Annotated in this window: 5 protein-coding genes, 2 tRNA genes, 4 rRNA genes and 1 pseudogene; 9 read left to right on the top strand and 3 right to left on the bottom strand. The window is 40.0% G+C overall.

Annotated elements, in window-relative coordinates; genetic code table 11:
• The first annotated feature begins 163 nt into the window (after positions 1 to 163).
• The 8 genes and pseudogenes from rrf (N4T20_RS00125) to pafA all read left to right on the top strand — a co-directional run bounded on the left by rrf (N4T20_RS00125) (position 164) and on the right by pafA (position 9,721).
• Positions 164 to 273: ribosomal RNA gene (rrf, locus tag N4T20_RS00125) — 5S ribosomal RNA — on the top strand.
• A gap of 113 nt (positions 274 to 386) precedes the next feature.
• Positions 387 to 1,549: pseudogene (locus N4T20_RS00120) on the top strand (IS3 family transposase); the annotation flags it as partial.
• 961 nt (positions 1,550 to 2,510) lie between these two features.
• Positions 2,511 to 4,024: ribosomal RNA gene (locus N4T20_RS00115) — 16S ribosomal RNA — on the top strand.
• Between the two features lie 132 nt (positions 4,025 to 4,156).
• Positions 4,157 to 4,230 (top strand) — tRNA-Ile (locus tag N4T20_RS00110).
• Positions 4,231 to 4,339: 109 nt separating this feature from the next.
• Positions 4,340 to 4,416 (top strand) — tRNA-Ala (locus N4T20_RS00105).
• A gap of 183 nt (positions 4,417 to 4,599) precedes the next feature.
• Positions 4,600 to 7,482 (top strand): 23S ribosomal RNA (locus N4T20_RS00100).
• A 166-nt stretch (positions 7,483 to 7,648) separates the two neighbouring features.
• A 5S ribosomal RNA gene (rrf, locus tag N4T20_RS00095) occupies positions 7,649 to 7,758 on the top strand.
• Together the 16S, 23S and 5S rRNA genes with 2 tRNA genes alongside form the textbook arrangement of a ribosomal RNA operon.
• 343 nt (positions 7,759 to 8,101) lie before the next feature.
• Positions 8,102 to 9,721 (top strand): alkaline phosphatase PafA, encoded by a 1,620-nt coding sequence (gene pafA / locus N4T20_RS00090; RefSeq protein ID WP_260671159.1) that lies wholly within the window; start codon positions 8,102 to 8,104, stop codon positions 9,719 to 9,721.
• Positions 9,722 to 9,845: 124 nt separating this feature from the next.
• Here pafA and ald read toward each other — a convergent pair whose 3' ends face one another.
• Complete coding sequence (gene ald, locus N4T20_RS00085; RefSeq protein WP_260671158.1) at positions 9,846 to 10,964, bottom strand: alanine dehydrogenase; 1,119 nt, start codon at positions 10,962 to 10,964, stop codon at positions 9,846 to 9,848.
• A gap of 201 nt (positions 10,965 to 11,165) precedes the next feature.
• Here ald and N4T20_RS00080 point away from each other — a divergent pair, with 201 nt between their 5' ends.
• Positions 11,166 to 11,624 carry an Lrp/AsnC family transcriptional regulator gene (locus N4T20_RS00080; protein ID WP_260671157.1) on the top strand — a complete coding sequence of 153 codons (459 nt, stop codon included), beginning with the start codon at positions 11,166 to 11,168 and terminating at the stop codon, positions 11,622 to 11,624.
• A 63-nt stretch (positions 11,625 to 11,687) separates the two neighbouring features.
• On the opposite strand, the gene N4T20_RS00075 is transcribed toward N4T20_RS00080, so the two are convergent.
• Both N4T20_RS00075 and N4T20_RS00070 read right to left on the bottom strand, forming a co-directional pair.
• Positions 11,688 to 13,136, bottom strand: a complete 1,449-nt coding sequence (locus tag N4T20_RS00075; protein ID WP_260671156.1) for a glyceraldehyde-3-phosphate dehydrogenase — start codon at positions 13,134 to 13,136, stop codon at positions 11,688 to 11,690.
• Between the two features lie 200 nt (positions 13,137 to 13,336).
• Complete coding sequence (locus tag N4T20_RS00070) at positions 13,337 to 14,737, bottom strand: trypsin-like peptidase domain-containing protein (RefSeq protein ID WP_260671155.1); 1,401 nt, start codon at positions 14,735 to 14,737, stop codon at positions 13,337 to 13,339.
• Between the last annotated feature and the right edge of the window lie 8 nt (positions 14,738 to 14,745).

Below are 14,745 nucleotides of genomic sequence, written 5' to 3'. Positions count from 1 at the left end.
CTTTTTCCTCCCGGGCAATCGGGAGGAAGGAACTTTCTAAAAAATAAAGCTTATTTGTTTCTTTATCCCAGTATGTTAAAATATTTGCCCGTCGCGGGCAGTCTTTAAGCCGAAAGATTAAAGCCGAAAGGCTTTAAGACTTGTGACTTTGGACTAAAAACCTTAAGGTGGTTATTGCGGCGGGGCTCACCTCTTCCCATCCCGAACAGAGAAGTTAAGCCCGCCTGCGCAGATGGTACTGCAGTATTGTGGGAGAGTATGTCGTCGCCTTTCTTTTGAAAACCCCATCCGTTACGGATGGGGTTTTTTTGTATGTGTCTCGTCCTGAAAAAAGTTGACTATAATTAACTTAATTATGTCACTAACAAGAGAAGTATTTAAAAGAATTGTGCTTGCTTACACTTAGTGAGGCATTCAAAAAACAGGTTGTAAAAGAATTTGAACTGGGATTATTTTGCAAGGCAGATCTTCGCCGTCGTTACCAAATCAGAAGTCATAGCTGTATCGACAGTTGGTTAAGAAAATATGGTAAATTTACATATCTGAAAAAACTAACACTGGGACGGCCTGTGAAAGATCCTCAATCTCAACGCATCAAAGAACTCGAAGCTCAATTAGCTAAGAAAGAGCGAGAATTATTGGTCTTTAAAAAGTTTATTGAAATAGCCGAACGCGAGTTAAAAATCGAGATTGTAAAAAAGTCTGGTTCCAAGCAGTCCAAGAAATAAATCGTATATACAGGGTTAGCTCTTGTGAAATATGCCGATTGTTTGGATACAGTAAACAAGTATATTACAAACGCAAATCACATCTGTTAAAGTCAATTCCTGACAAAGGGCATCTCAAATCTTTGGTAATGTCGGTTCGTCAAAAGCTGCCAAAAACCGGTGGCAGAAAACTGCATTATATGCTGAAAGATGATTTAAAAAGATATCAAATAAAGATTGGCAGAGATAAATTGTTTGATTTTTTACGTGATGAATATTTATTAGTCCCTAAAGCTAGAAGATATTACAAGACAACAAATTCAAGACATTGGATGCGTAAATATCCAAATTTAATAAAAGAAATCAAGCTCAATAAGCCTGAGCAGGTTTGGGCTGCTGATATTACTTATCTAAGAACTAAAGAACAAACGTATTACCTGCATTTGATAACAGATGCATACTCGAAGAAAATTGTAGGTTATAATTTATCGGATAATTTAATGGCTTCTTCTATATTAGAAGCTTTAAAGATAGCTGTTGGCAATATGAAATACGGTAGAAATCTCATACATCATTCAGATAGAGGTCTTCAATATTACAGCAAAGAGTACACGGAATATTTATCCCAAAGCAAGATTCTGATAAGCATGACACAAAACTATAATCCATATGAAAATGCAGTCGCAGAAAGAGTAAATGGTGTTTTAAAAGAAGAATTTGGATTATCTGAAATCTTTGAAGATTTTGAAAATCTGAAAAAGCAAGTTCTCGAATCTATTTTATTTTATAATCAAATAAGAGTGCATTTATCAATAAATATGCTGACTCCAAATCAAGCACATTAACAAAATCAAATCAAACTCAAAAGATGGAACAAAAATAAATCGGAACAGAATTATTTTTGTTCCGATTTAACTAATTTTATATTACTAATCGAGTCAACCTTTTTCAAGACAACTCATTTATATATAATATAAGTATGTTTTGCCATGCCGATCGGAGCCGAAGCCATTTAAGATTTGCGGTTTTAAGTATAATCGGGAGCTATTTCCCGCTATCGGCTCCAATCTTCCGCTTTTTAAGAAAAAAGCAGAAGGATTTCTCCCGAGGTTTGGGGACTGTCGGGGCTATGGATCCGGTTTTCGGAAGAAAGCGGAGAAAAGCTTGGCGCCTTTAGAGCCAGAAAAGCGGGAAAAACGGCTTTCGCGCCTTAGCGGCTTTGCGGCGAAACGCCCCAACGGGAAGAGATATACAGAAAAGTCTTACAAGTGTTTAAAAATATCTAAAACGTAAACGATCCGCTGTCAGCGCATTAGGAAAAAAGCGGAAAAAAGATTTAAAATAATCGTTGAAAAGAGTTGGAAAAGCGGAAAAAGGCGCTACTTTTGCACCCGCAACAGCGAAAAACGCTCTTAGAAATTCCGGCAGCTTCAGAAGATCAGCGAAAAGAAATTTTCGAAAAAAAAGATTGGAAAAAGCTTGCGGGAAAAGAAAAAGCTTTTTACATTTGCACCCCGCAAAACGCGGAAAGTCCATTGAAAGATCGGAAGGGGAATTGGAAAAGTGAGGCGAAAAAAAGCTTCAAAAATTTTTTAAATTTTTCTTGCAGGAAACAAAAAGAATTTTTAGTTTTGCACCCGCTTTGAAACACAAGTGGAATACAGAAGAAACAACGTTCGTAGACATATTGAATTGACAGCCGTCTTATCTTAAAGATAAGACAACAAAAGAATAAGAGTAATGGAATCGAGAGATTCGAAAAGAACCGATAGAAGAGGCATCGATAATATAATATTAAAATATACGATGAAGAGTTTGATCCTGGCTCAGGATGAACGCTAGCGGCAGGCTTAACACATGCAAGTCGAGGGGTATGCCGATTTATCGGCAGAGACCGGCGCACGGGTGCGTAACGCGTATGCAATCTGCCTTCCACAGAGGGATAGCCCAGAGAAATTTGGATTAATACCTCATAGCATCATGTTCCGGCATCGGGATATGATTAAAGTCACAACGGTGGAAGATGAGCATGCGTCCCATTAGCTAGTTGGTAAGGTAACGGCTTACCAAGGCTACGATGGGTAGGGGTCCTGAGAGGGAGATCCCCCACACTGGTACTGAGACACGGACCAGACTCCTACGGGAGGCAGCAGTGAGGAATATTGGTCAATGGACGCAAGTCTGAACCAGCCATGCCGCGTGCAGGATGACGGTCCTATGGATTGTAAACTGCTTTTGTACGGGAAGAAACACTCCTACGTGTAGGAGCTTGACGGTACCGTAAGAATAAGGATCGGCTAACTCCGTGCCAGCAGCCGCGGTAATACGGAGGATCCAAGCGTTATCCGGAATCATTGGGTTTAAAGGGTCTGTAGGCGGTCTTGTAAGTCAGTGGTGAAAGCCCATCGCTCAACGGTGGAACGGCCATTGATACTGCTGGACTTGAATTACTGGGAAGTAACTAGAATATGTAGTGTAGCGGTGAAATGCTTAGAGATTACATGGAATACCAATTGCGAAGGCAGGTTACTACCGGTGGATTGACGCTGATGGACGAAAGCGTGGGTAGCGAACAGGATTAGATACCCTGGTAGTCCACGCCGTAAACGATGGATACTAGCTGTTGGTGGCAACATCAGTGGCTAAGCGAAAGTGATAAGTATCCCACCTGGGGAGTACGAACGCAAGTTTGAAACTCAAAGGAATTGACGGGGGCCCGCACAAGCGGTGGAGCATGTGGTTTAATTCGATGATACGCGAGGAACCTTACCAAGGCTTAAATGCAGACTGACCGATTTGGAAACAGATCTTTCGCAAGACAGTTTACAAGGTGCTGCATGGTTGTCGTCAGCTCGTGCCGTGAGGTGTCAGGTTAAGTCCTATAACGAGCGCAACCCCTGTTGTTAGTTGCCAGCGAGTGATGTCGGGAACTCTAACAAGACTGCCAGTGCAAACTGTGAGGAAGGTGGGGATGACGTCAAATCATCACGGCCCTTACGCCTTGGGCTACACACGTGCTACAATGGCCGGTACAGAGAGCAGCCACCTCGCGAGGGGGAGCGAATCTATAAAGCCGGTCACAGTTCGGATCGGAGTCTGCAACTCGACTCCGTGAAGCTGGAATCGCTAGTAATCGGATATCAGCCATGATCCGGTGAATACGTTCCCGGGCCTTGTACACACCGCCCGTCAAGCCATGGAAGCTGGGGGTGCCTGAAGTCGGTGACCGCAAGGAGCTGCCTAGGGTAAAACTGGTAACTAGGGCTAAGTCGTAACAAGGTAGCCGTACCGGAAGGTGCGGCTGGAACACCTCCTTTCTAGAGCCTGAAATGTTAGCCGGAAGGCACGTTTGGGAAATGGGATGCCAAGACTGCAGGTTTTGGATCTTGAAATTGCATTACTCTTGCTGTTAATTTAAAGAAATAAACTTTTAAGTAAAAAAAAAACAGAGTCTCGTAGCTCAGCTGGTTAGAGTACTACACTGATAATGTAGGGGTCGGCAGTTCGAGTCTGCCCGGGACTACTTTTTAAAGCTTAAAGAGAAGGAAATTCTGGATGCTGGGATTCGCCAAAAGAAATTAGAGAAGAATAAGAAATCTAAAATCTGAATTCAAAAATCTAAAATTGAAAATGGGGGATTAGCTCAGCTGGCTAGAGCGCCTGCCTTGCACGCAGGAGGTCAACGGTTCGACTCCGTTATTCTCCACCAAGGGCTATAAGCTATAAGCTGTAGGCCGTAAGCTGAGAAAGCCTAAAGCATACTGCTTTAAGCCTAAAGCATAAGAAAGTTCATTGACATATTGGGATAAGAAAATAATAAGAAAGTAGAAAGCGTTTTTATTAGCGATAATAAAAACAAAGAAAAACGGTCATAAATGATTTTATGATTGGTGCAATAAGCAAAATAAGGGCGCATGGGGAATGCCTAGGCTCTCAGAGGCGATGAAGGGCGTGATAAGCTGCGAAAAGCTGCGGGGACGGGCACACACCGACTGATCCGCAGATACCCGAATGGGGCAACCCGCTATATTGAAGATATAGCACACCGATAGGTGGGCAAACCCGCTGAACTGAAACATCTAAGTAGGCGGAGGAGAAGAAAACAAAAGTGATTCCGTAAGTAGTGGCGAGCGAACGCGGATTAGCCCAAACCAGAGCTGTTACGGCAGTTGTGGGGTTGTAGGACCGCGATATTTCATGCATAAGGAACCGGAAGCTTCTGGAAAGGAGCGCCATAGAGGGTGACAGCCCCGTACGGGCAACAAATGTAATGGATAGCGGTATCCTGAGTAGGGCGGGGCACGTGAAACCCTGTCTGAATTCGGCGGGACCATCCGCTAAGGCTAAATACTCCTGAGAGACCGATAGTGAACCAGTACCGTGAGGGAAAGGTGAAAAGAACCGTGAATAACGGAGTGAAATAGATCCTGAAACCATGCGCCTACAAGCGGTCGGAGCCCTTTAGTGGGGTGACGGCGTGCCTTTTGCATAATGAGCCTACGAGTTAACGCTGCTGGCAAGGATAAGTGGTTAAGCCATGGATCCGCAGCGAAAGCGAGTCTGAATAGGGCGCTTTAGTCAGTAGTGTTAGACGCGAAACCGTGTGATCTACCCATGGGCAGGTTGAAGCTGTGGTAACACACAGTGGAGGACCGAACCGGTTGACGTTGAAAAGTCTTCGGATGACCTGTGGGTAGGGGTGAAAGGCCAATCAAACTCGGAAATAGCTCGTACTCCCCGAAATGCATTTAGGTGCAGCGCATAAATAAGTTATATAGAGGTAGAGCTACTGATTGGATGCGGGGGCTTCACCGCCTACCAATTCCTGACAAACTCCGAATGCTATATAATGTTTCTATGCAGTGAGGGCTTGGGTGCTAAGGTCCAAGTCCGAGAGGGAAAGAACCCAGACCATCAGCTAAGGTCCCCAAATATATGCTAAGTTGAAAGAACGAGGTTTGTCTGCCCAGACAGCTAGGATGTTGGCTTGGAAGCAGCCATTCATTTAAAGAGTGCGTAACAGCTCACTAGTCGAGCGGACGAGCATGGATAATAATCGGGCATAAGCATATTACCGAAGCTATGGATTTGCATGTATTTGCAAGTGGTAGGGGAGCATTCTGACAGGGCAGAAGGTATTCCGTAAGGGGTGCTGGACCGGTCAGAAAAGAAAATGTAGGCATAAGTAACGATAATGCGGGCGAGAAACCCGCACACCGAAAAACTAAGGTTTCCACAGCTATGCTAATCAGCTGTGGGTTAGTCTGGACCTAAGGCGAACCCGAAAGGGACAGTCGATGGCCAACGGGTTAATATTCCCGTACTTCTTATTGCTGTGATGGGGTGACGGAGTGATGAAAGCGCCGCGAACTGACGGAATAGTTCGTTAAAGCACCTAGCTATATCTTTTATAGGCAAATCCGTAGAAGATGGCGAAATGCGATAGTACTCGGAGTCTTCGGACAAAGAGATAGTGCGCCTAAGGGCTTCCAAGAAAAACCTCTAAACTTCAGGCAGTAAGAACCAGTACCGTAAACCGACACAGGTAGTTGAGGAGAGAATCCTAAGGTGCTCGAGAGATTCATGGCTAAGGAATTAGGCAAAATAGACCTGTAACTTCGGGAGAAAGGTCGCCCCGAGCAATCGGGGCCGCAGTGAAGAGGTCCAGGCGACTGTTTATCAAAAACACAGGGCTCTGCAAAATCGCAAGATGAAGTATAGGGCCTGACACCTGCCCGGTGCTGGAAGGTTAAGAGGAGATGTTATCTTCGGAGAAGCATTGAATTGAAGCCCCAGTAAACGGCGGCCGTAACTATAACGGTCCTAAGGTAGCGAAATTCCTTGTCGGGTAAGTTCCGACCTGCACGAATGGTGTAACGATCTGGACACTGTCTCAGCCATGAGCTCGGTGAAATTGTAGTAACGGTGAAGATGCCGTTTACCCGCAGTGGGACGAAAAGACCCTGTGCACCTTTACTATAGCTTAGTATTGACCTTGGATAAATGATGTGTAGGATAGGTTGGAGACTATGAAGCGGCGTCGCCAGGCGTTGTGGAGTCATTGTTGAAATACAACCCTTTGTTTATCTGAGGCCTAACCCCGCGATGTGGGGGACAGTGCTTGGTGGGTAGTTTGACTGGGGTGGTCGCCTCCAAAAGAGTAACGGAGGCTTCTAAAGGTTCCCTCAGTACGCTTGGTAACCGTGCGTAGAGTGCAATGGCATAAGGGAGCTTGACTGAGAGACATACAGGTCGATCAGGTACGAAAGTAGAGCATAGTGATCCGGTGGTTCCGCATGGAAGGGCCATCGCTCAAAGGATAAAAGGTACGCCGGGGATAACAGGCTGATCTCCCCCAAGAGCTCATATCGACGGGGGGGTTTGGCACCTCGATGTCGGCTCGTCACATCCTGGGGCTGGAGAAGGTCCCAAGGGTTGGGCTGTTCGCCCATTAAAGTGGCACGCGAGCTGGGTTCAGAACGTCGTGAGACAGTTCGGTCTCTATCTACTGCGGGCGTTAGAAATTTGAGTGGATCTGATTCTAGTACGAGAGGACCGAATTGGACAAACCTCTAGTGTATCTGTTGTCCCGCCAGGGGCACCGCAGAGTAGCTACGTTTGGAAGGGATAAGCGCTGAAAGCATATAAGCGCGAAACCCACCACAAGATGAGATTTCTTTTAAGGATCGTGGAAGATGACCACGTTGATAGGCTACAGATGTAAAGGCAGTAATGTCACAGTCGAGTAGTACTAATAATCCGTAAGCTTATGCACAGACTTTTTCCTCCCGGGCAATCGGGAGGAAGGAACTTTCTAAAAAATAAAGCTTATTTGTTTCTTTATCCCAGTATGTTAAAATATTTGCCCGTCGCGGGCAGTCTTTAAGCCGAAAGATTAAAGCCGAAAGGCTTTAAGACTTGTGACTTTGGACTAAAAACCTTAAGGTGGTTATTGCGGCGGGGCTCACCTCTTCCCATCCCGAACAGAGAAGTTAAGCCCGCCTGCGCAGATGGTACTGCAGTATTGTGGGAGAGTATGTCGTCGCCTTTCTTTTGAAAACCCCATCCGTTACGGATGGGGTTTTTTTGTATGCGGAATTTTGGTCCGCAAAAAAAAAGCTCTTGCAGCGCCGCAGGCCCGAAATCCCTCTTCCGTAGGGCTGCGTTAGGGATGGGAGCGGCATTTTTTTGCGGGATATGCAGGGCTTCTTTTTCCCGCAGACCCCGCCCGCAAAAGATACAGCGGACAGCACGGCCCGAAGGGAAACGCTATAAGCATTTGAAGCTTGGTGCTAAAAGTGTTAAATTATAGTCAATTGTTGGAGGTTAAATATTGATAGTTTAGACTTTTTGGATTTGAATGAGTATTTTTGTGTTTAAATTACTTTTTAAATATGAAGAAAAATATTTTATTGTTAGCGCTTCTTGCTGTAACGGGCTTAAGTGCGCAACAACGTCCTAAGTTAGTTGTGGGTATAGTTGTCGATCAAATGAAAATGGAGTATTTGTACCGCTTTTCAGATGATTTTTCTCCAAATGGCTTTAAAAGATTAATGAATGATGGATTTACTTTCCAAAATATGCATTACAATTATATGCCAACTTATACTGCTCCTGGACACGCTTCAATCTACACTGGTACAACTCCGGCTACTCACGGAATTGTTGGTAATGAATGGTTCAGCAGAACTCTTGGTAAAGAAATGTATTGTACTGATGATGCCAGTGTTAAAACTGTAGGTGATGGTACGGCAGAAGAAGGTGCTATGTCTCCTAAGAATCTTCAAAGTACTACAATTACAGATGAAGTTAGAATGGCTACTAATTTTACTGGAAAAGTTATTGGATTAAGTTTAAAGGATCGTGGTGCTATATTGCCAGCTGGACATTTTGCAAATTGGGCATTTTGGTATAGTAAAACGGGATCATTTATTTCAAGTAGTTTTTACGGGGAAAAATTGCCAGAATGGGTGTCTGAATTCAATAATGAAAAAAACTACTTAAAATATATTAATAAAGGTTGGGATTTGTATAAACCTGCTTCGGTTTACAATGAAAGTCTTCCAGATAATAATCCGTACGAAGGTAAACTATATGGAAGTGCAGCTCCTGTTTTTCCTTACGATTTGAAATCTATGTATGAGAAAAATGATGCTGGAATTATTAGAGCGACTCCTTTCGGAAATGACTTGTTAGCTGAATTTGCAAAGAGGGCTATTGAGAAAGAAGATTTAGGGAAAGATAATATTACTGATTTTTTAACGGTTAGTTTTTCCTCTACAGACTATGTAGGGCACTTATTGGGGCCAAGATCGATGGAACTTCAAGATACTTACTTGAGATTGGATCAAACGATTGCTGATTTTTTAGCTTATCTTGATAAAACGGTTGGAAAAGGAAATTATTTACTTTTCTTAACAGCTGATCACGCTGGAGCTGAGAATGTGATTTACTTAAAAGATCGTAAATACAATGTGGATAATTATCCTTCAAAAGATGTTAAGAAAAGTTTACAGGATTTTTCAACTAAGACTTTTGGTGTAGATTTGATTCAGAATTATTCAAACTTTAATGTTTTCTTCAATAAGCAAATTATTAAGGATAAGAAATTAGACCTTGATAAAGTCAAAGATGCTTTTAAAAAGTTTTTAATTACTCAACCGCAAGTAAAGAAGGTTTATGCAGAGGAAGAAGTTTTAGCTAATGCTGGAAATGATTATGCTCTTAATTTTGTAGCAAAAGGTTATGATGTTACTCAAAATGGAGATTTAGTAATTGTTGATAAACCTGGTATGATTGAATATACACCGACAGGAACATCTCACGGTACAATTTATAGCTATGACACGCACGTTCCTGCTATTTTCTATGGTTGGCATATCAAAAAAGGGGAATCTTACGATAAAAAAGCGATTACGGAAATTGCTCCAACTATAGCACAGAAAATTAAAGTTACTTTTCCAAATGGAACTGAGGCTAAAGTTATGACTGAAGTTTTAGACAATAAGAAATAAAAGTATCCTATTTTGAAAAACCTGTCTTCATGACAGGTTTTTTTATGTCACAAAAAAAAAGGCTTTTCAATTAAGAAAAGCCCTTTGTAATAGTGATTTAGTAAGCACTTATTAAGTATTAGCACTATGCGTTTGCTAATACTATTTCTTCGTTAAAAGGAAGATTCCAAGCTTCTGCAACTCCTTTGTAAAGGATTTTTCCATTTGCTACGTTTAATCCTTTATTTAATTCTTCATTTTCTGCACAAGCTTTTTCCCATCCTTTGTTTGCTAATTGTACAGCGTATGGTAAAGTTGCGTTTGTTAAAGCTAAAGTAGAAGTGTAAGGAACAGCTCCTGGCATATTAGCTACACAGTAGTGAACGATATCATCAATGATGAATGTTGGGTTTTCGTGAGTTGTAGGAGTACAAGTTTCAATACATCCTCCTTGATCTACGGCTACGTCAACAACTACAGTTCCTGGACGCATTAATTTAAGCATATCACGAGTAATTAAGTGTGGCGCTTTTGCTCCTGGAATTAAAACTGCTCCAACAATTAAGTCTGCATCTTTAATCGCTCTTGTGATGTTGTAGTGGTTAGACATTTCTGTGTTTACGTTTGCTGGCATGATATCGTCCAATTGACGTAAACGTGGTAAGCTTAAGTCCATGATAGTAACTTGAGCACCTAACCCAGCAGCCATTTTTGCAGCTTGAGTTCCTACGATTCCTCCACCTAAAACTAATACTTTTGCTGGTGGCACACCTGGAACACCTCCCAAAAGAATTCCTCTTCCTTTTAATGGTTTCTCTAGGTATTTTGCTCCTTGTTGAATTGCCATACGACCAGCAACTTCAGACATTGGAACTAATAATGGTAAACTTCTGTCTGTTTTTTCTACTGTTTCGTAAGCTAAACAAACGGCACCTTTTTCAAGCATTGCATGAGTTAATTCTTCAGAAGAAGCAAAGTGGAAATAAGTGAATAATAATTGATCTTTTTTGATCAATGGGTATTCAGAAGCGATAGGCTCTTTTACTTTAATGATCATTTCTGCAATTGCATAAACTTCTTCAATAGTTGGTAAAATTACCGCACCAGCTTGAGCATATTCTTCATCTGCGAAACCACTTCCTAAACCAGCAGTAGATTGTACATAAACTGTATGTCCGTGTTTTTTCATTTCTGAAACACCTGCAGGAGTTAAAGCAACTCTGTTTTCATTATTTTTTATTTCTTTAGGAACACCTATTATCATTTTGTTATATTTTTTTGTTTTTATTGAATTTGTTTTACAAATCTACAGATAGAGAATAAATTATGGTTTAATGCTTAATAAATAAGAAAATATTATTTTATTTTTTATTTTTACAGAAAAAAATTCTGTTTAGAGGCAGGATTTATTCCTCAAAAAGAAAAAAAGACTAATTCGCTCTATTTTTAATCAAACGTTTTCGTTATGGCTTTAGATGAAATTGACAGAAAAATATTGCGCCTTTTGCAAGAAGACGCGCATTACACTTTAAAAGACATTGCAAACAAAATAAATTTGTCTTTAACTCCTGTTCATGACCGAGTGAAACGTCTTGAAAAAGATGGTATTATCGAGAAATATGTGACGCTTTTGGATAAGAAAAAACTCGGAAATAATTTGACAGTTTATTGCCAAGTTACGCTAACAAAACAGACTTATGATACATCGGAAGGATTTAATCAGTCAATATTGAATTTGCCTGAAGTTGTCGAATGCAATTACGTTTCAGGTAACTTCGATTATATGCTGAAAATCATAATTCCAGATATGGAAAGCTATCATCATTTTCATCAAAAAAAATTATCGGTTCTGCCTGAAGTTTCTTTAATAAATACGGTTTTTGTGATTTCGGAAGTAAAGAGCACTACGGTTCTTCCTATTTAGGCAAAACAAAAAACCATCAAGAGAATCCTGATGGTTTTAAGAAAAAAAGTTAGTTTGGTTGAATTAATAATAAGTATAACGTCTTACTTTGGCAATATATTTTGCTAAGCGAATTACTTGATGGCTGTATCCATATTCGTTATCGTACCAAATATACAATACAATGTTTTTTCCGTCTTTTGAAACAATGGTTGCATTACTGTCATAAATAGATGGGGCAGAAGTCCCAACAATGTCAGACGAAACCAATTCGTTATTTAAAGAATATTTAATCTGCTCTACCAGTTCTCCTTCAAGAGCATATTTTTTCATGATTTTATTAATTCCTGCAATCGATGTTGCTTTTTTAACTTCTAAATTTAAAACAACAAGAGATCCATTAGGAACAGGAACGCGAATAGCATTTGAAGTTAATTTGCCTTCTAGCGTTGGTAAAGCTTTCGCTACAGCGCTTCCAGCTCCAGTTTCAGTAATAACCATATTCAAAGCCGCTGCTCTACCGCGACGGTATTTTTTATGCATATTATCAACTAGATTTTGGTCGTTTGTATAGGCATGAATTGTTTCCAAATGTCCTTTTACGACTCCAAGAGTTTCTTCAACCGCTTTTAAAATAGGTGTAATAGCATTTGTTGTGCAAGATGCGGCAGAGAAAATATTTACTTCATCTGGATTAAAATCATTATGATTAACGCCATGCACAATATTTGGAATACCTTTTCCAGGAGCAGTTAACAAAACTTTGCTCGCTCCGTTTGATGTTAAATGCCTTTTTAATGCTTCTTCGGTAATAAATGCTCCAGTATTGTCAATTACCAAAGCATCGTTGATTCCAAATGCAGTATAATCGATTTCTTCTGGCGAATTTGCTGTAATGATGTGAACGGTTGTTCCGTTTATAATTAAGGCATTGTTTTTAGCATCGGCTATTACAGATCCTTGAAAATCTCCGTGAATTGAGTCGTATCGCAATAGAGAAGCTCGTTTCTCTAAACTTGTTGCGTCATTTTTATCACGAGTTACAATTGCTCTTAGGCGTAATTGGTTTCCTTTTCCAGTTTTAGACATTAGCTCTCTTGCCAATAAACGTCCAATTCTTCCGAAGCCATATAAAACAACATCTTTTGGTTTGATTTCTTTTGAAGATTTTGCTTTTTTCAATTTTTCAATAACAAAATATCTCGCGTCAGGATATTTTTCATCTTCTAAACGATACTCATAAGTTAGTTTTCCAAGATCTATTTTTGCTGGCGGAAGATCTAAAGACAAAACTACTCTTGCGATTTCAACCGAATCAAAAATGGTGATTGGTTTGCCCACAAATTCACCAGCATATTGATGAAGATTAATAATATCGCTAACGTTTTTATCCAGTAACTGATTCTTGAATAAAACCATTTCGATTGATTTGTCATACCATAAGTCGCTTATGATTTTGATTAATTCGACACCTGCTTTTCTTCGGTCGACTTGTAAGGATACCTCTTTTTGGTACAATGATTTGTTACTCATAATTGAAAAAATAAAATGCTCACTATTTTAAAATTTTGCGCAAAAGTATCTATTTCAATCGATTTCGTAAACTATTTTAGCATTTATTTTTGAAAATAAAAAAGCCACCTTAAATTCTTAAGATGGCTTCTTTTAGTTTTGAACCTTGGCATCAGTTTCTCCGTTTTTTGATTCAGAAAACCGATGTTCAGTATTGTAAGTTAAATTATGATTCTGAAAACCTCTCCATTTCTGTTGATCATTTCAATTCGAACGCTTTGACCTTCGTCTTTTTTGCTTAAAAGTTTTGAAACTGTTTCAACGTTTGTTGCTTTTACATTGTCAATGCTTAGAATAATATTTCCTAGCAATTCGTTTTGATATTGCATTAAATTCTCATTGGTGATGTTTTTAATTTTTACACCATAGTCAATTCTGAACTTTTTCTTGTCGGCTGCGTCAATGTTCTCTAATTCAATTCCTTTAAATTCAGCGCTATAAAATTCGTTTTTACTTAAAGTAACAGGAACAGTTTTAGTTTTTCCGTCTTTAATATACGTTACTTTTACAACATCGCTCGGACGTTTTGTATTAATGTATCCTGATAAATCTGCGTAAGTGGCAATGTTTTGATCATCCAATTTTACAATGATATCACCTTTAGTTAAACCAGCTTTTTCAGCTCCAGAATTTTTTGAAACCCTATTAATATAGAATCCTTGTGTTTCTGTTACTCCTAATTCTTTAGAAGCTGTTGCATTCAATTCGCCTCCTTCAACTCCAAGAATACCTCTTTGTACATTTCCGTATTCCATAATATCCTCAATAATTTTTCTGGCAATATTTGAAGGTACTGCAAAAGAATAACCAACGTAAGAACCTGTCATTGAAGAAATCATAGTATTAATTCCGATTAATTCACCTCTAGCATTTACTAACGCTCCACCGCTATTACCTGGGTTTACAGCAGCATCAGTCTGAATGAAAGATTGGATTCCGCTTTGGTCTAAATTTCTGGCTTTCGCCGATACAATCCCTGCAGTTACAGTTGAAGTTAAATTATAAGGATTTCCAACTGCCAACACCCATTCGCCGACTTTTACATTATCCGAATTTGCAAAAGCAGTGTAAGGAAGCTTTTCATCAGCATTGATTTTCAAAAGAGCAATATCCATTTTAGAATCTGTACCGATTAATTTTGCTTTGTAGGATTTTTTATTGTTTAAAGTAATTTCAATTTCTGTAGCATCTTTAATTACGTGATTGTTCGTAACAATGTATCCGTCTTCAGAAATAATTACGCCAGAACCAGTTCCTACTTGTTCTTGCTGTTGCTGTCCGCCGTATCCGTAGAAAAATTCAAGCATTGGATTGCTGACAGTTCTTCTAGAAACATTTTTTACGTGAACAACGGTATGGACAGTTTTGTCTGCGGCTTCGGTAAAATCTAGTATTTCAGCTCCTAAACCAACGTTTTTTCCGTAAGAGTTAGGGGCAAGAGTTACAACAGAATTTCCTTTTCCAAAAAAAGAATTGTTGCTTTCAAATAATAACTTGTAAGCACCAAGAGTAATAGCACCACTTAATAATGACACTAAAAATAAGGCTGAAAATCTTTTCATATTAGAAT

Source organism: Flavobacterium sp. TR2 (assembly GCF_025252405.1).
Taxonomy (GTDB): domain Bacteria; phylum Bacteroidota; class Bacteroidia; order Flavobacteriales; family Flavobacteriaceae; genus Flavobacterium.
The sequence above is the reverse complement of the archived record's forward strand: the minus strand, read 5'-3'. Positions and strand labels throughout refer to the sequence as shown.